Here is a 20773-nt window from a genome sequence, read left to right on the forward strand (position 1 = left end):
CGCCTGTACGGTGCCATCCGATGTGAGTGGCCCGGCGGCCCGGCCTCGGTGACGTCGGGACACCGCGTACGGTTGAACGCGGAAAGACTTGAGTACCAGCAACGGAATCGCCGATCACGTGAACATCACCCGAGGCTTCACCGGCCGCCCCCGTGTGGACAATCCCGGACTGCCGCCCGGCCAGTACGACGCGCGCGACGAATGGCCCGTCCTGTCCGCCGAGGTCACCCCCGACCTCGCGCCCGCGGACTGGACGTTTCGGATCGACGGGCTGGTGGCGGAGCCCCGGACCTGGGACTGGGAGCAGGCGCACGCGCTGCCGGCCTCGTCGTACGAGGGTGCCATCCACTGTGTGACGAGCTGGTCGAAGTTCGGGGTGCGGTTCGGCGGGGTCTCGCTCGACGCGTTCCTGGATGTGGTGCGCCCCCATGCGTCGGCCACACATGTGGTCGCCTACGCGCACACCGGTTACACCACCAGCCTGCCGCTCGCCGACGTGACCGGCGGCCGGGCCTGGATCGCCTGGGAGTACGACGGCCGGCCGCTCCCCGCCGAGCACGGCGGTCCGGCGCGGCTGCTGGTGCCGCATCTGTACTTCTGGAAGAGCGCCAAGTGGATCGCGGGACTTCGGCTCCTCGACCACGACGAGCCGGGGTTCTGGGAGGGCAACGGCTACCATCCGCGCGGCAACCCCTGGGAGGAGCAGCGGTACTCCGGTGACTGAGGTGATGCAGCGGTTCTCTCCGCCCACGCGGTTCGCCGTGCCCGGGCGTATCGGGGTGAGCGAGCAGACGGCCTCCGTGTGGCACACGGCCACGCTGACGGAGATCCGCCGCGAGACCCCGCGTGTGTCGACCTTCCGGTTCGCGGTGCCCGGCTGGCCTGGGCATGTTCCCGGTCAGCATCTGATGCTGCGGCTGACCGCCGAGGACGGCTATGTGGCGCAGCGCCACTACTCGATCGCGTCGGCACCGGACGACTCCGGACACGTCGAGCTGACGCTGGACCACGTGAAGGGCGGCGAGGTCTCGGGCTGGTTCCACACGGTGGCCCGCCCCGGGGACCGGATCGAGGTGCGCGGCCCGCTCAGCGGCTTCTTCGCCTGGCCGGGCGACCGGCCCGCGCTACTGGTGGGCGCCGGCTCCGGTGTGGTCCCCCTCATGTCGATGGTGCGGCACCACCGGGCGCGGGACATGAGGCTGCCGCTCCGGCTGCTGGTGTCGGCCCGATCTCCCGAGGAGCTGATCTACGCGCGCGAGCTCGGCGCGGAGACCACCCCCGTGTTCACCCGGAGCGCCCCGGAGGGTGTGCCGGTGGGACGTATGGCGGCCGCACATGTGGCGCCGTTCCTGGAGCAGCAGCCTGTTGGTGGGTGGGAGGCCTATGTGTGCGGGTCCAACTCCTTTGCCGAGCATGCCTCCAGGCTGTTGGTGGCGGCGGGTCAGCCCGTGGAGCGGATCCGGATCGAGCGCTTCGGCTGAGTGGGCGGTTTCGGCTGAGTAGGCGTTTCGGCTGAGTTGGGTCGGGGACCCGGGCGCGGCTGTCCGGTGAGGGTTCTCTGGTGCGGCGGCAGGGAGGTCGAGATGCGAACCCGAGTGCTGCGCCGGCACCGCCGCAGTGCGCTGTGCCGGCGGTCGGACGTCGTGGAGGAGTGGACGGCGCTGGCCGTCGCCGTGGTGTTGTGTCTGGTGGCACCGCTGGTGGGAGTGCTCACCGCCCGGTGGTCGCACGGCGAGGCCCGGGCGACCGCGGTCGAGCAGCGCGCCGAGCGCCAGCGCGTGCGCGTCGAGGTCGTGGAACGGCCGGCGGGAGCCCGGACCTCGTCCGAGGCGGGCTCACGGCACGTGTTCCGCGCGCCCGTGCGCTGGTCCGAGCCGGGCGAGGGCCCTCGCTCCGCCGTCGCCCGCGTTCCGGCGGACGCGCGCCCCGGGGACGTGGTGCATGTGTGGTTCGACTCCAGGGGGCGCGCCGTGCCGCCGGTCGACGACGCCTCGGTGTGGCAGTACGGCATCGGTATGGGGACCGGCGCTGCAGGGGGCACGGCGGCCGTCGCGCTGCTCGCCCGCCACACGGTGCGCCGGGTGACGATGCGCCGCAGGCTGGCGGAGTGGGACCGGGCGTGGGCCCGTACGGAGCCGGAGTGGACGCACCGGGGGGCGTGAGGGTTGGGCGGTGCCCAGTGGGGCGATCACCTGCTGCAACCGCTTTCTGTGGCTTCCACCTGGGGTTTTACATGAGGGTTCTGGCGGTGTGGTGGGGAGTCCACGTACGGTGTCATCGCTTCGCACTGTCTCTGCACGAAGGCGGTTCCTGATGGCCCTGTTCGACCTTCCGCTCGATGAACTGCGCGAGTACCGCAGCGTGTCCACGGCACCCGAGGACTTCGACGCGTTCTGGTCCAAGACGCTCGGGGAAGCGCGTGCGCACGACCTCGACGCGCGTTTCGAGCCGGTCGACACGGGGTTGTCGACGGTGCGGGTTTTCGACGTCACGTTCGCGGGATTCGGCGGTCACCCCGTCAAGGGCTGGCTGACCCTGCCCGCCGACGCCGACGTCCCGCTGCCGCTGGTGGTGGAGTTCATCGGTTACGGAGGCGGCCGCGGGCTGCCCCACGAGCATCTGCTGTGGGCGTCCACGGGCCGGGCCCACTTCGTCATGGACACCCGTGGGCAGGGCAGCGCCTGGGGTGCCGGCGGCGGTACCGCCGATCCGGTGGGCGGCGCTCCCGCGTACCCCGGGTTCATGACGCGCGGGATCGACGCGCCCGAGAACTACTACTACCGCCGGGTGTTCACCGACGCCGTGCGCGCGGTGGAGGCGGCGCGGTCGCATCCGCTGACCGACGCGAGCCGCACCGTCGCCGTCGGGGCCAGCCAGGGCGGGGGGATCACCCTCGCGGTGGGTGGCCTGGTTCCGGACCTCGCGGGCGTCGCGCCGGACGTGCCGTTCCTGTGCGACTTTCCGCGCGCCACGACACTCACCGACCGGCATCCGTACCGGGAGGTCGGCCTCTACCTGAAGACGCATCGCGGACGCTTCGAGGATGCGCTGCGCACCCTGTCGTACTTCGACGGCGTGCACTTCGCCGCGCGCGGGAGCGCCCCTGCGCTCTTCTCGGCCGCCCTGGAGGACCAGACCTGCCCGCCATCGACGGTGTTCGGCGCCTTCAACGCCTGGGCGCATGAGGACAAGGCCATCGAGGTGTACGACTTCAACGACCACGAAGGTGGTGGGCCGTTCCAGGAGGCGGCCAAGCTGCGCTGGATGCGTTCGTACATCTGACGGGGCGTCGGGGGTGGGGGTGGCAGGGGTGGTGGGTCGTAAGGGTGGTGGGTGGTAGGGGTGGTGGGTGGTAGGGGTGGTGGGTGGTAGGGGTGGTGGGTGGTAGGGGTGGTGGGTTGTGGACCGAATGGTTCCGGCCGAAGTGTCGGGCCGGGCTTCCCTGGTGGTGTAGACCAATGCTAGAAGTGGTGGCCCAATGAGCCCACGCGGCTACGGAACGTCACCAACAGGAGGGCGCGGCATGGCCCGCACCACCCCGCACGACCACCCGCTCACCGAAGGGGATCCCCTCTACCGGAGGATCGCGACACGGTTGCTCGGCGAGCTGCACGACGGGACCATACCGCCCGGCGAACGCCTGCCGGGCGAGCGGCAGTTGGCCGAGCACTTCGGGGTCAGCCGGGAGACCGTACGGCAGGCGTTGCAACTGCTGCGCCGTGATGGACTGGTCGCCACGGACCGGCGGGGCAGCCATGCCGCGCTGCCCGGCCTGCCGGTGGAGACGCCGGCGTACTTCGGTTTTCCCCTCGGTGCCGGGGGTGCCGCCCACGGCTCGGTGACCAGGGCCACCGTCGCCTGGGAGACACCGCCGTCCGGGCATGCCGAGGCGCTGGGAGTGGCGCCCGGCCGGCCGACTCTGGTGCACCGCTACTGGTTCGCGTCGGCCGACGGACGGGAGTTGCGGACCGCGGTGACATCGTTTTCCGCGGTGGCGCTCGCTGAGGTCGAGGAGCTGTCCCGCTACCGTGACCGCGCCGACGGGACGTGCCCCGCGGAGTTGCGGCGGGCCTACGACTGGATGCGACGGGCGGGACTTTCGCTGCACCACCGCGACACGATCACGCGGATCGCGGGGACGCCGTCGGTCCGGGTCACCCGGCGGGTGCACGACCAGTACGCCCGACCACTGGAGATCACGGAACTGGTCATGGACGCTCAGCAGGAGGTTCTCGTCTACGAGTTCACGGTGCCTGCCGCGGTCTGACGCCGGCTGCGGGCCGGTGGTCGTATGCCTGCGGCGCCAGCGTCCCTCCGGTGGGGGTGCGCGTAGCGCCCACGGTGGGTGGGTGGTGCGGGGCCGGGGCGGGGGTGTCCGTCCTCGGACTGGCGCGATGGACCTTGTTGGTGGGGTGCGGGGTGCGGACGCGCCAGCCACTGCGGGCGAACACCCCCGCCCCGACCCCTCCCCGCCGTCGGCGCCATACCCGCGCCCACCGCGATGCGCGGGCAGTCGTGCCGCAGGGCGATGGGGGTACCTCCCGCTCGAGCGCAGCCGAGAGCGGGGGAGGCACCCCGCGAGCGCCGGGCTGCGCGAACACCCCCTGCCCCCGCTCCGCAAAGCCCGTTACGACGCCGCCCTCGCGGCAACAACCAGCCGCACTTTCGGACTCCCGTCCCGGCGCCGCCCGAACTCGGACAGTTCCCCGAACCGCACAAGGAACCCCGCCCGCGACAGCTCACGCCACACGTCCCCGAACCGAACCGCGCGGTAGTACATCACGAACGGCGGACGCCAAACGGCATTGCGCACCCGCATCACCGCATCGAAGCCCAGCAGCATCCCGTGCGTCACCGACCCGGGCCGGGGCGGCGCCACCACGGGGAGGACGAAGTGTCCCCCCGGCCGCAGCACCGAGTGCACCTGAGTGAACAGCCCGGGCAGCTCACGCGGCAGAAAATGCCCCAACGCCCCGAAACTGACCACGAGGTCGAAGACCGGCCCGAACGGCAGGGCCCGCGCATCCGCCCTCACCCAGCCGACCGGCAGCCCCTGCGGCCTCGACCGCGCCCGCGCGACCTCCAGCATGCCCGCGCTGAAGTCCACGCCCGTGACACTCTTCCCGCACACCTGCCTCAGCACATCGACGCCCGCACCGGTGCCGCAGCACAGGTCGAGCCCGGAGTCGTACGGCCCCGTCCGCCGCAGTGCCGAGACCGTGGCGTCCAGCACGGAGTCCGGCGTGCGGAAGGGGGTGTGGTCGAACTTCGGCGCGAGGAGGTCGTAGCCGCGTTCCACGGACGACAGCGCCTGGACGGCGAGTTCGCGCAGGCGAGGACCTTCGGGGCTGAACATCGCAACAGCCTAGAGGAGGGCGGGGATCACAGAGGGCTCACACGCGGCGTGGTAGGGTGTGGGGAGCACTTTCTGTACGCCCCTGTTCGGGCGTCGGTGCCAGTTCTCCTCGGTTCGCCGTTCCGCCCGTCTTCTGCGACCGGCACAGCGGCTCCTCCTCATCACCTCGTCGGCCGGGTGTCTCCCGCCGTGAGCTGATTCCGCCGTACGGAGGCGTTCCTCCGCGCGCTTTCCCTCCTTCCCTTACCTGTCCCTGCCCGTCGTCCGTGAAAGGACCGGCCCCCATGACCCTTACTTCGATCGATTCCCCGCTCCAGCAGACCCAGGTCGTCACCGGCGTCCTCGACATCGACACGGGCGGGAAGGGGCACCTGCGTGCCGAGAACCTCTTGCCCTCGCCCTCCGACCCGGTCGTCCCCGCCGCGCTGCTGCGCCGCCACGGCCTGCGCAAGGGTGACCGGGTGGAGGGCGTCCGCGGTGATCGCCGCGGTCTGCTCGACATCTCCCGGGTCGAGGGCCGGACGCCCGACGCGATGCGCGGACGGCGGCACTTCCGGGATCTGACACCGCTTCACCCGAGTGAGCGGCTTCGGCTGGAACACCCGGCGTCCGCACTGGCCGGGCGGGCCATGGATCTGCTGGCGCCGCTCGGCAAGGGGCAACGCGGGCTGCTCGTGGCCCCGCCCAAGACCGGCAAGACCGTCCTGCTGCAGCAGCTCGCGGCGGCGGTCGCAGGGAACCACCCGGAGTGCCGGCTGATGGTGCTGCTGGTCGACGAACGGCCCGAGGAGGTCACCGACATGCGGCGCTCGGTCCGTGGTGACGTGTACGCCTCGACCTTCGACCGCCCGGCCAAGGAACACATCGCGCTCGCCGAACTGGTCGTCGAGCGGGCCAAGCGCCTGGTCGAGGCCGGAGAGGACGTCGTCGTGCTGCTCGACTCGCTGACCCGGCTGTGCCGGGCGTACAACACCGTGGCCGCGTCCGGCGGACGTACGCTCAGCGGTGGTGTGGACGCCTCCGCGCTGCTCGGACCCAAGCGGTTCTTCGGTGCCGCCCGCCGGGCCGAGGAGGGCGGCTCGCTCACGATTCTCGCCTCGGCCCTGGTGGAGACCGGCTCCCGCGCCGACGAGTTCTGTTTCGAGGAGCTCAAGAGCACCGGCAACATGGAGCTGCGGCTGAGCCGCGAGGCGGCGGCCCGACGGCTCTTCCCGGCCGTGGACATCACGGGCTCGGGCACCCGGCGTGAGGAACTGCTCCTCGACCCGGTGGAGTTGGCCGGTGCCCAGGGTCTGCGGCGTGCTCTGCGGTCGCGGGACGGGCTGACCGGGCTGGAGACGCTGCTGGGGCGGATGCGTGAGACCCCCGACAACGCCACCTTCCTGCGGCGTGTCCAGCCGACCCTGCCCTGACGCGGCGTGTGGCATCCGGGTGCTCGCGGCCGGCCTCCGGCCGGGGCAGCGCTGTGTTCCGGGAGGCAATTCCTACGTTTGCGGTATGACTATCGGATTTGCTTCACGGGCTGCCGTGTCGACCTGCGCGCTCTGCACGACGGGCCTGCTGGTGCTCGCACCCGCGGCGGCGACCGCCGACCCCGGGCCGCGTGCGACGGCGGCGCCCGCGTCGCTGCTGTTCCGTCCCGGCACGCACGTCCGCCCGCGCCCGGGGGCGCCCGAGGTCCCGGATCTGTCGGCCCGCGCCTGGCTGGTCGCCGACGCGCGCACCGGAGAGGTGCTCGCGGCGCACGACGCGCACCGCAAACTGGCGCCCGCCAGCACCCTCAAGACCCTTTTCGCCCTCACCGTGCTGCCGATCCTGCCGGCCGGCATCCGGCACCGGGTGAGAGCGGAGGAGCTGGCGGACATCGGGTCCGGCAGCAGCCTCGTCGGGGTCGCCGAGGACCGTACGTACCGCGTGTCCGACCTGTGGAACGGGGTGTTCCTCAGCTCCGGCAACGACGCCGTCCGCGTGCTGGCGGCGCTCAGCGGCGGCTGGCGGGCCACGGCCCACCGGATGCAGGCGAAGGCCCGCGCACTCGGCGCCCGCGACACCCGGGTGAAGTCTCCCGACGGCTACGACGCCCCCGGACAGGTGTCCTCCGCGTACGATCTGGCGGTCTTCGGCCGGGCCGGGCTGCGCAATCCCGAGTTCGCGCGGTACTGCGCCCGGGAGGAGGCGCGGTTCCCTTCGCGCGACGGCGGCTCCTACGGGATCGTCAACACCAACCGGCTGCTCACCGGAGCGGACGGTGTCGAGCCGTACCGGGGCCTGGTCGGGATCAAGAACGGCTACACGAGCAAGGCGGGGAACACGCTCGTGGCGGCCGCCCGGCGCGACGGACGCACCCTCGTGGCGACGGTGCTCAACCCCCGCTCGGACGACGGGTTCGCGGTGTACGAGGAGGCCCGCGCGCTCCTGGACTGGGGGTTCGGGGCGGCCGGGCACGTCGAACCCGTGGGGTCCCTGGACGCCCTGCGGACCGGACCGCTGCGGGGCCCCGAGGCGGAGTCCGCCGCCGTGCCGACCGCCCCGCGGGAGGAGGGGCCGGGCCGCCCGGTGTCCTGGACGATCGCCGGCGCCGCGCTGCTGGGCGGCGCCGGGACATCGCTGTATCTGCGACTGCGATGGGGTCCCGTGCCGAAGGACTGACCGGCTCAGAACACGGAGAGACCGGTGAGCGTGGTGAAGCGGTCCAGCGCGGCGACACCCGCCACCGAGTTGCCCCGCTCGTCCAGTCCTGGCCCCCACACGCACAGGGTGCACCGGCCCGGGACGACGGCGATGATCCCGCCGCCGACGCCGCTCTTGCCCGGCAGGCCCACCCGGTAGGCGAAGTCGCCGGCCGCGTCGTACGTCCCGCAGGTCAGCATCACGGCGTTGACCTGTTTGGCCTGGCTGCGGCTGAGCAGCCGGGTGCCGTCGGCCCGGATGCCGTGCCGGGCGAGGAACCCCGTCGCCAGGGCGAGGTCCGCGCAGGACGCGGCGACGGAGCACTGGCGGAAGTACTGGTCGAGCAGGACCGGCACCGGGTTGTCGATGTTGCCGTAGGACGCCATGAAGTGGGCGAGGGCGGCGTTGCGGTCGCCATGGGCGTCCTCGGAGGCGGCGACCTCCAGGTCGAAGGCGAGCTCCGGGTTGCCGCTCTCCGCCCGCAGGAAGGCGAGCAGTTCGCCGGCCGCGTCCCCGGTACGGGTGTGCAGCCGGTCGGTGACGACGAGCGCGCCCGCGTTGATGAACGGGTTGCGCGGGATGCCGTCCTCGTACTCCAGCTGCACCAGGGAGTTGAAGGGATTGCCGGACGGCTCGCGGCCCACGTGCTCCCAGAGGGCGTCGCCCTCGCGGGCCAGGTCGAGCGCGAGCGTGAACACCTTGGTGATGGACTGCGCCGAGAAGGGCTCCCGCCACTCCCCCACCCCGTACACCGTGCCGTCCGGTTCGGCGACGGCCATGCCGAAGCGGCGCGGATCGCAGGCCGCGAGCGCCGGGATGTAGTCGGCGGACCGGCCGCGGCCGGGGGTCCGCTCGATCTCCTCGGCGATGCGCTCCAGCACCGGCTGGAAAGTCGACGACGCTGTCATGATCACCATTGTGGGGGACGGATTCGGCGCCTTCTCGACGAAGGCCGGGGGTCAGCGCCCCAAGGGGCGCGGGGAACTACGCGATCAGCCCGCCACGCACGTACGTTCACGCCGCCGCTGCCGCCGGCTCCAGCGCCCGTACCGGGCGTACCTCACCGACCGGCCGTCCGCCACCGAGCAGCGGCTCTCCCGCGAACTCCGTCAGCAGCGACCCGTCCACCCCTGCGAGCGCCAGCGCCCCCGCGGCGACCGGGACGCGGGCCCGGGAGGCGCCGTCGGCGATCTTCACGGCGACGGCGTGGCCGTCGGGCAGGGCCGCGACCTGTACGCCCTCATAGCCGTCCTTGGCGAGCAGGCCGGGTACGGCGCGCATCAGCGCGGCCACGTCCCGGCCGGAGCCGGAGGCCATCTCCGCGTGTTCACGCATCGCGTCGGCGACGCGTGCCTCCGGGGTGCCGGGTGCGGCAGTGGTGATCCTTGCGGCGGCACGGGCGAGACCGTGCAGGGAGACGGCGAACAGGGGGGCGCCGCAGCCGTCCACGGTGACCGTGGCCACGCGCTGCCCGGTGAGGTCCTCGACGGTCTCGGCGATCGTCTGCTGGAGAGGGTGGGCGGGGTCCAGGTAGTCGTCGAGGGACCAGCCGTTCAGCACGGCCGTGCAGAGCATGGCCGCGTGCTTGCCGGAACAGTTCTGCGCGAGCCGGGAGGGCAGGCGTCCCTCGCGCACCCAGGTGTCCCGGACGTCAGGGTCGAACGGCAGGTCGGGGACGTTGCGGAGGCGTTCCTCGGTCAGCCCCGCCCGTTCGAGGATCCGCCGGGTGCCGGCGAGGTGGCGTTCCTGGCCGGAGTGGCTGGCCGCGGCGAGCGAGAGCAGTGCGCCGTCGAGCGGGAGTCCCGCCCGGACCATGGCCACCGCCTGGACGGGCTTGAGCGCGGAGCGCGGATAGCAGGCGGCCTCGATGTCGCCGAGCCGGAAGCGGACCGAGCCGTCCGGTGCGAGGACGACGACGGAGCCGTGGTGGACGCCTTCCACGACACCGCCGCGTATCAGGTGGGCGACGGGTGCGTGGTGGGGCTCGCGGATCGGGGGTGCGTCCGCGGGGAGACTGCTGTACATCACTCCGCCTGGGGGGAGTCGTGGGCCGATGCGCGGCGCACGATGTCGGTGAGGGTGGTCTCGACACGGTCGAGATGGTGGGTCATGGCCTCGACGGCGTCCCGTTCGGAGCCGTCGGCCAGGGCCTCGACGATCGCCCGGTGCTCGCGGTTGGACTGTTCGCGGCGGCCGCCGAGTTCGTTGAGGAAGGCCGACTGGCGGGCCAGTGCGTCCCGGATCTCCTCGATGACCCGGCGGAACACGGGGTTCTGGGCGGCCTCGGCCACGGCGAGGTGGAACAGGGTGTCCATGGCCACCCACGCGGTGGTGTCCGTCTCCCGTTCCATCCGGTCCAGGAGATGGGCGAGGTGGTCCAGGTTCTCCGGGGTACGGCGCCGGGCGGCGTACCCGGCGACCGGGATCTCGATGTGCCGGCGCACCTCCATCAGATCGCTGGCCGCGTAGTCGCCGAACGTGGGGTCCTCCACGGCGTCGGCCACGACGAAGGTGCCCTTGCCGGTCCTGGACACGGTCAGGCCCATCGTCTGCAGCGCGCGCAGCGCCTCGCGGAGCACCGGACGCGAGACCTCGAGGGTGCGGCACAGCTCCGCCTCGGAGGGGAGCTTGTCGCCGACGGCGTACTCACCGTGCTCGATGGCGCCGCGGAGGTGGGTGAGCACCGCTTCCATCGCGCTGACGCGCCGCGTGCCCGGACCACCTGTCTGGCTGTCTGACAGGTTCACGGTGTGCATGGTGCGGTGAGACCGGAGGCACTGTCAAGCCAAGGGTGGGGCCAGCCACACCCCGCACCGGGGGGCCAACATCATTCTGCGCACGGAAATCCGTTCCCATACTGAGGCACATGGTTGATCCAACGCCGGTCACAAATGTCCCACTTCCCCGGGAAAGGAGCCGTGAAAGGGGGAGCGATTTCTCCGAGCTTTCACGGCGCATATCGGAAGCGGGTCTGCTCAGGCGACGGCCGTTGTACTACGCGGTGCGTTTCGGGGCCGTGGCGCTGGCACTCGCGGGGGGTGTCACCGCCTTCGTCGTCCTGGGTGACAGCTGGAGTCAGCTGATCGTCGCCGCCGCCCTGGCGCTGGTGTTCGGGCAGTTGGGGCTGGCCGCCCACGACCTGGCCCACCGCCAGGTGTTCTCCCGCCGGCGACCCAGTGAGATCGGCGGACTGCTGGTGGCCAATGTGCTGCTCGGCATGAGCCACGGCTGGTGGATGAACAAGCACACGCGGCATCACGCGCATCCCAATCACGAGAAAAGGGACCCCGATGTCGCGCCCGACATCATCGTGTGGTCCCGGCGTCAGGCGCGGCAGGCGAAGGGACCCGCGCGATTCATCGGGAAACACCAGGCGGCCCTTTTCTTCCCGCTGCTGACGCTGGAGGGCCTCAATCTGAGTTTCAGCAGTTTCCGGGCCCTGCGGGGCCCATCGGTGAAGCGGCCGCTGCTGGAGGGGGCCCTGCTCGTCGCCCACTTCGCCGTGTACTTCGGCGGTCTGTTCCTGGTCCTCTCCCCCGGCAGGGCGCTGGCCTTCATCGCCGTCCACCAGGGTCTGTTCGGGATCTACCTCGGGTGTGTGTTCGCCCCGAACCACAAGGGCATGCCGATGATCGAGGAGGGAACCGAGCTGGACTTCCTGCGCCGGCAGGTCCTCACCTCCCGCAACGTCGACGGCGGTGCGGTCACCGACATGTTCATGGGCGGGCTGAACCACCAGATCGAGCACCATCTCTTCCCCAGCATGCCGACGCCGGCCCTCCGCGAGGCCCAGGTCATCACCGAGCGGTACTGCGCGGAGCTGGGCATCCCGTACTGCCGGACGGGGCTCCTCGCCTCCCACCGTGAGGCCCTGCGCCATCTCCGGCAGGTCGGGGAGCCGCTGCGCCGCCGACAGGCCTAGGGCCACACCAGGCCGGCCAGGGCCGCGCCCGCGAAGGCGGCGCCCAGGCCGGCCGCCACGCTCGCCACGACGTTCAGGGCCGCGTAGCCGCGGGCACCGGCCCCGGCCAGGCGCAGGGTCTCGTAGGAGAAGGTGGAGTAGGTGGTCAGGGCGCCGCACAAGCCGGTCCCGAGCAGCAGCTGGAGGTGGGGCCCGGCCGCACCGGCGGCCGCCGCGCCGGCGAGCAGGCCGAGGATCAGGCTGCCGCAGACATTGACCGTGAAGGTCCCCCAGGGGAACACCGAGTCGTGCCGGGACTGCACCGCGCGGTCGGTGAGGTAGCGCAGCGGGGCGCCGACCATGGCGCCCAGCGCCACGTAGAGCCAGTTCACCGCGGCTCCTCGTCCCCCGCGCGGGGTCCCGGGCCGCGGCGTCCGGGGCGGACCACCTCGCAGCGGTCGAGCATCACCAGCCCGTCGGTCACGAGCGCGTCGAGTTCCGGGAGGAAGGAGCGGACGCGGTCCTCGGTGTCCACAACGACGATCGCCACCGGCAGGTCCTCGCTCAGGGACAGCAGCCTGGAGGTGTGGACCAGGGAGGACGCGCCGTAGCCCTCGATGCCGCGGAAAACACTGGCACCGGCGAGCCCGGCCGCGTGCGCCCGGTGGACGATCTCGGAGTAGAGGGGCCGGTGCCGCCAGGTGTCGTTCTCTCCGACGAACACGGTCAGCCGCAGGGCGGTGCCGGTCGGTCCGGTCATGGCTGCCTCCTGATCAGTACCCGGCGGGTCGCCGAGGCCGCCGCCCATACGGCGGCGAGGGCCGCGAGCGGCGTGACGGCGAGGTGGAGGAGTCCGGCGGCCAGGTGACCGCCGTCGAGCAGGTCGCGGACGTCGACGGCGTACGTCGAGAAGGTGGTGAAGCCGCCGAGGACGCCGGTGCCGAAGAACGGGCGGACGAGGGGGTGGGCGGTGCGGACCTCTGTGACGACCACCATGAACGCGCCGATCACGAAGCAGCCGACGACATTGACCCAGAGGATAGTCCAGGGGAACCCGCCCGTCGGCGTCGGCCACCACAGGGACGCCGCGTACCGGGCCACCGCCCCCGCTGCCCCGCCCAGCGCGACGACCGCGACGACGGGGGCCTGGGCGCGGACGGCGTGGCGGACCCGGGGGCCCTCGGTTGCCGGGGCTTTCACCGTCGTACGTCTCCCACTCGCTCGGGATCAGCCTAACGGCGTGGGGCGCTTCGGGGCCGCGCGGGCTACCAACCCTTCTCGAACAGCCGTGTGACCTCGGCGATCCGTATCTCGTCACGCCGGTAGCGCAGCCGGCCGTGGCGGAGGCCGGTGCGCAGCAGGCCGAGGGAGGTGAGGAGCCGGAGGTGGGTGAGGGCCACCGGGCGGGGGACGCCGAGCCCGGCGGCGATGTCGTCCGCGGTGAGCCCGCGCTCGGCGCAACCCGGTTCGCTCAGCCACGCCAGGATGCGCAGCCGTGTCCCGTCGACGGGAGTCCTCAGCATCTCGTCCACCTCCGCGCCGGGCTCTCCTCACTCCGGTGCCCTCCCACTGTCCCGCGTCCGGGGCCTGTGTGTCCCGGACTGTCGGCACCTTGTCCGGGACCCAACGGGCTTGCAGTACAAAGCCGTTCGGCCTTCAGGTCGGGCCCGTGGCGCGCGGGCTCCCACCTGTGGCGGACCGCGCTGTCACGGACAGTGCGCGGTGCGGGACGTCGGCGGGGACACGCTGATCGCCTCCGTACGGGACGCGGACGGCGATCCCGTGGGTCCGGTCCAGGACGTATCGGCCCGGCCCGCCCCTTGCAGGTTCATTGAAAATAGAACGAGTGTTACCGTTCCCGTATGGCAGCGAAGACGGCCGGAGCGCAGCTCGAGGAACGGTGGCGCGACATCCTCGCGGTGCACGCGCGCACTCTGGGCGAGATCGACCGTGCGCTGAATCCGTACGGCCTCGGGGCGTCCGACTTCGAGGTGCTCGACCTGCTCGCGACCGCCGCTCCCGGGGAGGGCGAGCAGTGCAGGGTGCAGAACCTGGTGGGCCGGGCACACCTCAGCCAGAGCGCGCTGTCGCGCCTCATCGCCCGCCTGGAGCGGGACGGTCTGGTCGAGCGCAGCCTGTGCCTGGAGGACCGGCGCGGCGTCTACGTGGCGCTCACCGCCAAGGGCCGCGCCCTGCACGCCGAGGCACTGCCGGTGCAGCGTGCCGCCCTGGCCCGCGCACTGGGCGAGTAGCGCGCGCCGGGCGGCCCCGCCCGTTCAGGGGCGGGCCAGCAGGGTGCGCACCCCCTCGGAGGTAAGGGTGAGACGGTGCTCGGAGCTGCCGTCGATGGTGAGGGACAGGTCGTCGGCGGGCCACTGCGCGGCGAGCGCGCCGAGCGGCACCAGACGGTAGCGGGAGACGAACGGCAGCAGGCCGGCCATCTCCAGTTCGGACGTGAACACGGGCACCACGTGAGTGCCACCGGGCTGCTCCAGCACCGGCAGCGCCACCGCGCCCGGATCGGCGGCCTCCTCGTCGCCCGCGTCGTCCGGAACCGGGATCAGGACGTCGCTGTTCGCGAGGGCGTCCAGCGCCGCCGAGTCCTCGGTGTTCTCGGACAGGGTGTCCAGGGCCCGCTGGGCGGGCGTGGGGGCGTTGTTCTCGTGCGCTGGTGTCTCCATGGCAGATTCCCTGGTAGCGGCGGTCGTGCGGGCCCGCCCGGGACAAGATCCGCCCCGGGGCAGTGCTGCACGCGTACCCGTTCGCATGTCGCGCAACCCTGCGCGTTACGTGGTTCCCCGTGGCCGTCGGACACCCCCTCCGGGCCGCCCCGACAGCATCGCTATCATATGAGCACCCTCTAGCTCGAAAGATGATCCTGTGACTGTCAACGAAGACTCGTTCACCCATTGGAAGCACCGCGAGGAGATCGCGGAGTCGATGATCCCGATCATCGGGAAGCTGCACCGGGAGCGGGACGTGACCGTCCTGCTGCACAGCCGCTCCTTGGTGAACAAGTCGGTGGTCAGCATCCTCAAGACCCACCGCTTCGCCCGGCAGATCGCCGGCGAGGAGCTCTCGGTCACCGAGACGCTGCCCTTCCTGCAGGCGCTCACCACGCTCGACCTCGGCCCGTCCCAGATCGACATCGGCCTGCTCGCCGAGGCCCACCGCACCGACGACCGGGGGCTGTCGGTCACCGAGTTCACCGCCGAGGCCGTCGCCGGCGCGACCGGCGCCAACAAGATCGAGCGCCGTGAGCCGCGCGACGTCGTCCTCTACGGCTTCGGCCGCATCGGCCGTCTGCTGGCCCGTCTGCTGATCGAGAAGTCGGGCTCCGGCAACGGGCTGCGCCTGCGCGCGATCGTGGTCCGCCGAGGCGGCGAACAGGACATCGTCAAGCGGGCCTCGCTGCTGCGCCGCGACTCCGTGCACGGCCAGTTCCAGGGCACGATCACCGTGAACGAGGCCGACGACACGATCGTCGCCAACGGCAACACCATCAAGGTGATCTACGCGAACGACCCCACCGAGGTCGACTACACGGCGTACGGCATCAAGAACGCCATCCTCATCGACAACACCGGCAAGTGGCGCGACCGTGAGGGCCTCTCGCAGCACCTGCGTCCCGGTGTCGACAAGGTGGTGCTGACCGCGCCGGGCAAGGGCGACGTGCCCAACATCGTGCACGGCGTCAATCACGACACCCTGAAGCCGGACGAGCAGATCCTCTCCTGCGCGTCCTGCACCACCAACGCCATCGTTCCGCCGCTGAAGGCGATGGCGGACGAGTACGGCGTGCTGCGCGGGCACGTGGAGACGGTCCACTCGTTCACCAACGACCAGAACCTGCTGGACAACTACCACAAGTCGGAGCGCCGCGGCCGCTCGGCGCCGATGAACATGGTGATCACCGAGACGGGTGCCGCCTCGGCCGTCGCCAAGGCACTGCCCGACCTCGACGCGACGATCACGGGCAGCTCGATCCGGGTTCCCGTGCCGGACGTCTCGATCGCGATCCTCAACCTCCAGCTGGCCCGTGCGACCGACCGCCAGGAGGTCCTCGACCACCTCCGCAAGGTGTCGCTGACCTCGCCGCTGAAGCGTCAGATCGACTTCATCAGCGCCCCCGACGCCGTCTCCAGCGACTTCATCGGCTCGCGGCACGCCTCGATCGTCGACGCCGGCGCGCTCAAGGTCGAGGGCGACAACGCGATCCTCTACCTCTGGTACGACAACGAGTTCGGCTACTCCTGCCAGGTCGTCCGGGTCGTCCAGTACGTCTCGGGCGTGGAGTACCCGACGTACCCGGCCCCGGCGGTCTGAGCCGGGAGGCCACCGGACACGGAGGCGCAGCGACGGGCGGGGCCGACGAGATGTCCGGCCCCGCCCCGTTCTGCCCGGCTGACCGGCGGTAAGGGGCAGATCGATAACGATCGCCCCGTACGGCTTGCCGGGGCACGCGCAGTTCCTAGTCTTCGGGCATGCCCCTCTTCAGCAGTCGCACCAGCAGACGTCCCCGCATCAATCCCGCCCTCGACGACGCCGAACTCGCGCGCGTGCTGGGCAAGTTGAGCAAGCGGAGCGGGAGTGGCAAATCGGCCGACGTGGTGCTCGTGGCCGCACTGCTGGAGGAGACCGGGGACGACTGGGACCGGCGCAGCCACCGGGTGTCCGTGCTGGCCGGAGCGACGGCGGACACGGGCATCGCCGCGGCCTGGGTGGGCAGGGAGCCGAACAGCGCCGACGCCCTGGTGTTCCACGCCTGGACCGGCCTGGCGCGCGGGCTGCGGGACGGGCGCCTGGAGGACGCCGGGGAGCTGGTGTCCCGGTGCCACCGGGCCGCCGACCTCGCACCGGAGGACCCGCTGCCGTGGGTGGCGCTGCTCGGTGTGTCGCGCATCGAGCGGTACGGCCAGAACGACGTCAACGCCATCTGGCGGGAGGCCACCGGACGCGACCGCTGGCACCGTGAGGCGTACTTCCAGATGCTCGCGTACCTGTCGCCCGAGGAAGGCGGGTCCAGCGCGTCCGTACTCGACTTCGTCGACGTGGTGCGCACCCGGATCCCGGCGAACGCGCCCTGCGCGGCGGTGGAGCTGACCGCGGCCGTCCGCCAGTACCAGGGGCTGCTGACGCAGGGCGGGGTACGGGCCATGACCGCCGGTCAGCTGTGGGAGGGCGGACAGATCGCGGCCGCGCTGGAGCAGGCGGCCGCGCTGTGGGCGAAGCCGGGCTTCTTCCAGCATGTGGCGGCGCCGGCCGATCTGAACGTCCTGGCGTACGCGCTGTGCGCGGCCGGGCGGGCCGCCGACGCCCATCCGGTGTTCCAGGCGCTGCAGGGCACGGTCACGCCCTGGCCCTGGGACGTCGACGGCCCCGCGCTCCAGCGGTTCGAACAGCACCAGGCGAAGTCGGAACGGGGCCGTCAGGGGGGTATCGGCGGCGCGTGACACGACGCCCGTCGCCCGTCGCAGGTGCGGACGGCCGTACCTTTCTCAGCACCCCGGAGGCTCGGGAGGCACCCCGTGGGAGCGGCCCGGGCAGAGCGCCCACAGCCCCGCGGGCAGGGCATGTGAGCGGGCGTGACGGACGGGTCGTCGCCCGTGCGGCCCGGCGGCCCGCACGGGCTCCGCTGTCGCGGAGCCGTGGGGCCGGAATCGTCAGTCGCGGGACAGGATGGCTCCGAGCGCCTGGCGCAGGGTCTTCGACGGGTCGGCCGACGGGCCCTCGTGCCGCCAGGCCACGAAGCCGTCGGGCCGGACCAGGATCGCGCCGGACGGCGTGATGCCGTGGGCTTCGGTCCAGTCGGGCCCCGGGCCGGGGGCCGGCGTCAGGTCCGCCTGGGGGCCGGTGCCGACGCGATAGGAGTCCAGGGGGACGGACAGAGCCGCCGCCGCCTCCCTCGCGGCCGTGTGCCAGTCACTGGTGTCGGAGCTGAGCAGGACCAGGGCGCGCTCGTAGAGGTCGAGCGTGGAGATCTTCGTGCCGGTCCGCTCCAGCCACACGTGCGGGGCCCGGCTGCCGGGTTCACCGTTCAGCACGACCCCGTCGGGGACGACCGGCGTCGCCTCATCGGTACCCAGGACCGCACCGCGCGGGTAGCGGTAGCAGAGCGCCACGTTGAGGATGCCGCCCGCCTTCATCCCGGGACCACCGGGGCCACCTGGGCCGCCACCGGCTCCGGGGCCACCTGGGCCGCCGGGGCCTCCCGGGCGGCCGGGACCACCGGCTCCGGGCCCTCCGGGACCACCCGGGCCGGGCCCGCCGGGACCACTGAGGCTGCCGGGGCCACCGGGACCGGGGGCCCCGAGAGCCGGGGCACCGGCAGCGGGGGTGTACCCGGGGTGGCTGTGCTCGCTCGAACGGGACGACGCGCGGGCGCTGGTGGCCTCCGCGACCGGCCGCCGTTCGGCGTCGTAGGACTCCAGCAGCCCGGGTCCCGCCCAGCCCCCGAGCACTGCGGCCAGCTTCCAGGCCAGGTTGTGGGCGTCCTGGATACCGGTGTTGGAGCCGAAGGCCCCGGTGGGCGACATCTCGTGGGCCGCGTCACCGGCCAGGAACACCCGTCCGTCGGTGTACCGTTCGGCGACCCGCTCGGCGGCGTGCCAGGCGGCCCGGCCCGTGATGGTCACGTCGAGGCCGGGGACCCCGACGGCCCGCCGGATGTGCTCGACGCACCGCTCGTCGGTGAACTCCTCCAGCGTCTCGCCGTTCTCGGGGTGCCAGGGCGCGTGGAACACCCAGCGCTCCCGGTTGTCGACCGGCAGCAGGGCGCCGTCGGCGTCCGGATTGGTCAGGTAGCAGACGATGAACTTCCGGTCCCCGACGATGCCGGCCAGGTCGCGGGAGGTGAAGGTGAGGCTCACGTTGTGGAACAGGTCGCCCGGGCCGTTGTGCCCGATGCCCAACGACTCGCGGACAGGGCTGCGGGGACCGTCGGCGGCGACGAGGTAGTCCGCCCGGATCGTGGTGTGCTCGCCGGTCTCCCGGCTCTTGACCCGTGCCGTCACGCCCGTGGCGTCCTGCTCGAAGGACATCATCTCGGTCCCGAAGCGCAGGTCACCGCCCAGCTCGCGGGCTCCCGCGAGGAGTACCGGCTCCAGGTCGTTCTGGCTGCACAGGCACCACCCGCTGGGGCTGAAACGGGCGAGCCCGCCGCCGGGGTCGATCTCCTGGAGCAGCCACTCGCCGGCGTCGCCCACCAGGCTCGGCGTCTGCAGGATGCCGTGGTTCTCGGCCAGCACCGACGCGGCCTCACCGATGCGCCGCTCGAGCCCCGCCGTGCGGTACAACTCCATGGTGCGGACGTTGTTGCCCCGCCCGCGCGGGTGGATCGACGTACCCGTGTGGCGTTCGACGAGTGTGTGCGGCACACCGAGACGCCCCAGGAAGAGGGACATCGACAGGCCCACCAGGGAGCCGCCGACGATGAGGACCGGCGTGCGGTGAACCGCACTTCCGGCCGAATCCGATTCATTCATTGCACGCCTCCATCGCCCTCTGCGGGCTGGGGAATGGGACGCCCCTTTCATGCCCGGTACGGACCCGTTGGCGTCGAGACGGCACCCGGATGGCATGCGGTTCACCCACCTGCCCCGTGTCGCTCGCGCACCTCCGACGGTCGCGCCCACCATGAACTCATCGCGACCCGGGCCTTCGGACACCGCGGTCGTTCCTGATCTTCCGAGGAAGAGGAGAGGTGCGCCGGATGACCATGTCCCCACGCGTATCGCAGTCGGCGTTCGACGGCTCGAGGCTGCGGGTGATCCTGCTGCTCGACCTGTACGAGGGGGCCCAGGAACAGTTCCTCGACGCCTACGAGCACATGCGCAGCAAGGTCGCCTCCGTCCCCGGCCACATCAGTGACCAGCTGTGCCAGTCGATCGAGAACCCCTCGCAGTGGCTGATCACCAGCGAATGGGAGAGCGCCCTGCCGTTCCTCGCCTGGGTGAACAGCGAGGAGCACATCGAGATCGTCCGTCCGATGCACAGCTGTGTCCGGGACACCCGGTCGATGCGCTACAGCATTCTCCGGGAGACCCGCCCGGAACGGCCGTCCACGCCCGAGGCCGCCGGAACGGGCCTCCAGACGGAGGCCCGCGTCGGTGCCGGACTGACCCGCCACGCCCTCACCTTCACCGTCAAGCCGGGCAGCGAATCCAAGGTCGTGGACATCCTGGCCAACTACGAGGCCCCCGAGCCGCGCATCAACGGCACGACGCGGCTGCACCGCACCTCCCTCTTCATGCACGGCAACCGCGTCGTGCGGGCCGTGGAGGTGGAGGGAGACCTCCTGGCCACCCTCTGCCACGTGGCCAGCCAGCCCCAGGTGCAGGCGGTGGAGGAGGCCATCAACCCCTACCTCGAGCAGGACCGGGATCTGAGCGATTCCGACTCCGCGCGGGTGTTCTTCACCCGGGCGGCTCTCCCCGCCATGCAGCACGTCGAGGCCGGCCGGACGCAACCCGACCATCTGCGACGGCACATGCTGTACTACCCCGCCAGGGCCGGACACGGCCTGGAGCTGGCCCGGTTCCTCGCCCAGCAGGACGTGGACGCTGCGAAGGCCCCGGACGGCCTGGTGTACGCGAGCACCGTCTTCCAGCGGGACGACGTGGTGACCCGCATGATCGACGTCACCCGCGAACTCGATCTCGACCCGCTCGCCGCCCTCGGCATCAAGGGCCCCGGCAAGGCAGCCGAGCTGGAACGGCTCCTGGACGGCGCCGCGGTCGGCGTCGAGGGCTCCCTGGACTCCGAGCGCACGCAGCACCGGCTTCTGGCACACGCCGACATGATGCCCGTCACCGACCGCCGCTCCGCGGATTCCTGACGGCACACCC

22 protein-coding genes are annotated in these 20773 nt (G+C 71.9%); 12 read left to right on the top strand and 10 right to left on the bottom strand.

Annotated elements, in window-relative coordinates:
• Window positions 1-118: 118 nt before the first annotated feature.
• The 5 genes from ACZ44S_RS18050 to ACZ44S_RS18070 all read left to right on the top strand — a co-directional run bounded on the left by ACZ44S_RS18050 (window position 119) and on the right by ACZ44S_RS18070 (window position 4267).
• Window positions 119-724, top strand: a complete 606-nt coding sequence (locus ACZ44S_RS18050; protein WP_466930011.1) for a sulfite oxidase-like oxidoreductase — start codon at window positions 119-121, stop codon at window positions 722-724.
• Between the two features lie 4 nt (window positions 725-728).
• Entirely contained in the window at window positions 729-1481 is a 753-nt protein-coding gene (locus tag ACZ44S_RS18055; protein WP_466930245.1) for a ferredoxin reductase, read from the top strand.
• A 102-nt stretch (window positions 1482-1583) separates the two neighbouring features.
• Window positions 1584-2162 (top strand): Rv1733c family protein, encoded by a 579-nt coding sequence (locus tag ACZ44S_RS18060; protein WP_466930014.1) that lies wholly within the window; start codon window positions 1584-1586, stop codon window positions 2160-2162.
• A gap of 151 nt (window positions 2163-2313) precedes the next feature.
• The gene (locus ACZ44S_RS18065) at window positions 2314-3282 is read left to right on the top strand and encodes an acetylxylan esterase (RefSeq protein ID WP_466930017.1); all 969 of its coding nucleotides are present in this window, start codon (window positions 2314-2316) and stop codon (window positions 3280-3282) included.
• A 241-nt stretch (window positions 3283-3523) separates the two neighbouring features.
• The gene (locus ACZ44S_RS18070; RefSeq protein WP_466930019.1) at window positions 3524-4267 is read left to right on the top strand and encodes a GntR family transcriptional regulator; all 744 of its coding nucleotides are present in this window, start codon (window positions 3524-3526) and stop codon (window positions 4265-4267) included.
• 360 nt (window positions 4268-4627) lie between these two features.
• Here the strand turns inward: ACZ44S_RS18070 and ACZ44S_RS18075 are convergent, their stop codons facing one another.
• A complete protein-coding gene (locus ACZ44S_RS18075) occupies window positions 4628-5356 on the bottom strand; it encodes a class I SAM-dependent methyltransferase (protein WP_466930022.1) in 729 nt (242 codons plus the stop codon).
• Window positions 5357-5640: 284 nt separating this feature from the next.
• On the opposite strand from ACZ44S_RS18075, the gene rho reads away from it, so the two are divergent.
• The gene (gene rho, locus ACZ44S_RS18080) at window positions 5641-6768 is read left to right on the top strand and encodes a transcription termination factor Rho (RefSeq protein ID WP_466930024.1); all 1128 of its coding nucleotides are present in this window, start codon (window positions 5641-5643) and stop codon (window positions 6766-6768) included.
• Between the two features lie 85 nt (window positions 6769-6853).
• Window positions 6854-8005: a D-alanyl-D-alanine carboxypeptidase family protein gene (locus tag ACZ44S_RS18085; RefSeq protein WP_466930026.1), complete on the top strand. Its 1152-nt coding sequence runs from the start codon at window positions 6854-6856 to the stop codon at window positions 8003-8005.
• A 5-nt stretch (window positions 8006-8010) separates the two neighbouring features.
• On the opposite strand, the gene ACZ44S_RS18090 is transcribed toward ACZ44S_RS18085, so the two are convergent.
• From ACZ44S_RS18090 to ACZ44S_RS18100, 3 genes are all read right to left on the bottom strand, one after another.
• Window positions 8011-8943: a glutaminase gene (locus ACZ44S_RS18090; protein WP_466930028.1), complete on the bottom strand. Its 933-nt coding sequence runs from the start codon at window positions 8941-8943 to the stop codon at window positions 8011-8013.
• A gap of 97 nt (window positions 8944-9040) precedes the next feature.
• A complete protein-coding gene (locus tag ACZ44S_RS18095) occupies window positions 9041-10051 on the bottom strand; it encodes an asparaginase (RefSeq protein ID WP_466930030.1) in 1011 nt (336 codons plus the stop codon).
• Window positions 10051-10773, bottom strand: a complete 723-nt coding sequence (locus ACZ44S_RS18100) for a FadR/GntR family transcriptional regulator (protein ID WP_466930031.1) — start codon at window positions 10771-10773, stop codon at window positions 10051-10053. Before ACZ44S_RS18100 ends, ACZ44S_RS18095 begins: the two co-directional genes overlap by 1 nt.
• 119 nt (window positions 10774-10892) lie before the next feature.
• Here ACZ44S_RS18100 and ACZ44S_RS18105 point away from each other — a divergent pair, with 119 nt between their 5' ends.
• Window positions 10893-11948, top strand: a complete 1056-nt coding sequence (locus ACZ44S_RS18105; RefSeq protein WP_466930034.1) for a fatty acid desaturase family protein — start codon at window positions 10893-10895, stop codon at window positions 11946-11948.
• Here the strand turns inward: ACZ44S_RS18105 and crcB (ACZ44S_RS18110) are convergent.
• The 4 genes from crcB (ACZ44S_RS18110) to ACZ44S_RS18125 form a co-directional block, all read right to left on the bottom strand.
• Window positions 11945-12319 carry a fluoride efflux transporter CrcB gene (gene crcB / locus ACZ44S_RS18110; protein ID WP_466930037.1) on the bottom strand — a complete coding sequence of 125 codons (375 nt, stop codon included), beginning with the start codon at window positions 12317-12319 and terminating at the stop codon, window positions 11945-11947. The two genes, ACZ44S_RS18105 and crcB (ACZ44S_RS18110), sit on opposite strands and share 4 nt — an antisense overlap.
• Entirely contained in the window at window positions 12316-12687 is a 372-nt protein-coding gene (locus ACZ44S_RS18115) for a DUF190 domain-containing protein (RefSeq protein ID WP_466930039.1), read from the bottom strand. The genes crcB (ACZ44S_RS18110) and ACZ44S_RS18115 overlap by 4 nt, the downstream gene beginning before the upstream one ends.
• A complete protein-coding gene (gene crcB, locus ACZ44S_RS18120) occupies window positions 12684-13127 on the bottom strand; it encodes a fluoride efflux transporter CrcB (protein WP_466930041.1) in 444 nt (147 codons plus the stop codon). Before crcB (ACZ44S_RS18120) ends, ACZ44S_RS18115 begins: the two co-directional genes overlap by 4 nt.
• Before the next feature lie 65 nt (window positions 13128-13192).
• Window positions 13193-13450: a helix-turn-helix domain-containing protein gene (locus ACZ44S_RS18125; RefSeq protein WP_466930044.1), complete on the bottom strand. Its 258-nt coding sequence runs from the start codon at window positions 13448-13450 to the stop codon at window positions 13193-13195.
• 339 nt (window positions 13451-13789) lie between these two features.
• Between ACZ44S_RS18125 and ACZ44S_RS18130 the strand changes: the two genes are divergently transcribed.
• Complete coding sequence (locus ACZ44S_RS18130; protein ID WP_466930046.1) at window positions 13790-14179, top strand: MarR family winged helix-turn-helix transcriptional regulator; 390 nt, start codon at window positions 13790-13792, stop codon at window positions 14177-14179.
• 24 nt (window positions 14180-14203) lie between these two features.
• On the opposite strand, the gene ACZ44S_RS18135 is transcribed toward ACZ44S_RS18130, so the two are convergent.
• Complete coding sequence (locus ACZ44S_RS18135; protein WP_190163421.1) at window positions 14204-14608, bottom strand: SseB family protein; 405 nt, start codon at window positions 14606-14608, stop codon at window positions 14204-14206.
• Between the two features lie 199 nt (window positions 14609-14807).
• Here ACZ44S_RS18135 and ACZ44S_RS18140 point away from each other — a divergent pair, with 199 nt between their 5' ends.
• Window positions 14808-16253 carry a glyceraldehyde-3-phosphate dehydrogenase gene (locus tag ACZ44S_RS18140; protein ID WP_466930049.1) on the top strand — a complete coding sequence of 482 codons (1446 nt, stop codon included), beginning with the start codon at window positions 14808-14810 and terminating at the stop codon, window positions 16251-16253.
• Between the two features lie 158 nt (window positions 16254-16411).
• The gene (locus ACZ44S_RS18145) at window positions 16412-17380 is read left to right on the top strand and encodes a hypothetical protein (RefSeq protein ID WP_466930050.1); all 969 of its coding nucleotides are present in this window, start codon (window positions 16412-16414) and stop codon (window positions 17378-17380) included.
• Window positions 17381-17590: 210 nt separating this feature from the next.
• Here the strand turns inward: ACZ44S_RS18145 and ACZ44S_RS18150 are convergent, their stop codons facing one another.
• Window positions 17591-19411: an FAD-dependent oxidoreductase gene (locus ACZ44S_RS18150; protein WP_466930052.1), complete on the bottom strand. Its 1821-nt coding sequence runs from the start codon at window positions 19409-19411 to the stop codon at window positions 17591-17593.
• Window positions 19412-19638: 227 nt separating this feature from the next.
• Between ACZ44S_RS18150 and ACZ44S_RS18155 the strand changes: the two genes are divergently transcribed.
• On the top strand, window positions 19639-20763 hold the full coding sequence (locus ACZ44S_RS18155) for a SchA/CurD-like domain-containing protein (protein ID WP_466930055.1): 1125 nt from the start codon (window positions 19639-19641) through the stop codon (window positions 20761-20763).
• Window positions 20764-20773: the final 10 nt, after the last annotated feature.

The sequence above is a fragment of the Streptomyces malachitofuscus genome, assembly GCF_055571035.1.

Excerpts from the sequence above, each read along its gene's own strand:
- ACZ44S_RS18105 (WP_466930034.1), top strand. The coding sequence starts at position 10,893 with ATGGTTGATCCAACGCCGGTCACAAATGTCCCACTTCCCCGGGAAAGG.
- ACZ44S_RS18060 (WP_466930014.1), top strand. The coding sequence starts at position 1,584 with ATGCGAACCCGAGTGCTGCGCCGGCACCGCCGCAGTGCGCTGTGCCGG.
- ACZ44S_RS18070 (WP_466930019.1), top strand. The coding sequence starts at position 3,524 with ATGGCCCGCACCACCCCGCACGACCACCCGCTCACCGAAGGGGATCCC.
- ACZ44S_RS18090 (WP_466930028.1), bottom strand. The coding sequence starts at position 8,943 with ATGGTGATCATGACAGCGTCGTCGACTTTCCAGCCGGTGCTGGAGCGC.
- ACZ44S_RS18095 (WP_466930030.1), bottom strand. The coding sequence starts at position 10,051 with ATGTACAGCAGTCTCCCCGCGGACGCACCCCCGATCCGCGAGCCCCAC.
- ACZ44S_RS18115 (WP_466930039.1), bottom strand. The coding sequence starts at position 12,687 with ATGACCGGACCGACCGGCACCGCCCTGCGGCTGACCGTGTTCGTCGGA.
- ACZ44S_RS18150 (WP_466930052.1), bottom strand. The coding sequence starts at position 19,411 with ATGAATGAATCGGATTCGGCCGGAAGTGCGGTTCACCGCACGCCGGTC.
- ACZ44S_RS18075 (WP_466930022.1), bottom strand. The coding sequence starts at position 5,356 with ATGTTCAGCCCCGAAGGTCCTCGCCTGCGCGAACTCGCCGTCCAGGCG.
- ACZ44S_RS18135 (WP_190163421.1), bottom strand. The coding sequence starts at position 14,608 with ATGGAGACACCAGCGCACGAGAACAACGCCCCCACGCCCGCCCAGCGG.
- ACZ44S_RS18065 (WP_466930017.1), top strand. The coding sequence starts at position 2,314 with ATGGCCCTGTTCGACCTTCCGCTCGATGAACTGCGCGAGTACCGCAGC.
- ACZ44S_RS18145 (WP_466930050.1), top strand. The coding sequence starts at position 16,412 with ATGCCCCTCTTCAGCAGTCGCACCAGCAGACGTCCCCGCATCAATCCC.
- rho (WP_466930024.1), top strand. The coding sequence starts at position 5,641 with ATGACCCTTACTTCGATCGATTCCCCGCTCCAGCAGACCCAGGTCGTC.
- ACZ44S_RS18130 (WP_466930046.1), top strand. The coding sequence starts at position 13,790 with ATGGCAGCGAAGACGGCCGGAGCGCAGCTCGAGGAACGGTGGCGCGAC.
- ACZ44S_RS18055 (WP_466930245.1), top strand. The coding sequence starts at position 729 with ATGCAGCGGTTCTCTCCGCCCACGCGGTTCGCCGTGCCCGGGCGTATC.
- ACZ44S_RS18155 (WP_466930055.1), top strand. The coding sequence starts at position 19,639 with ATGACCATGTCCCCACGCGTATCGCAGTCGGCGTTCGACGGCTCGAGG.
- ACZ44S_RS18085 (WP_466930026.1), top strand. The coding sequence starts at position 6,854 with ATGACTATCGGATTTGCTTCACGGGCTGCCGTGTCGACCTGCGCGCTC.
- ACZ44S_RS18125 (WP_466930044.1), bottom strand. The coding sequence starts at position 13,450 with ATGCTGAGGACTCCCGTCGACGGGACACGGCTGCGCATCCTGGCGTGG.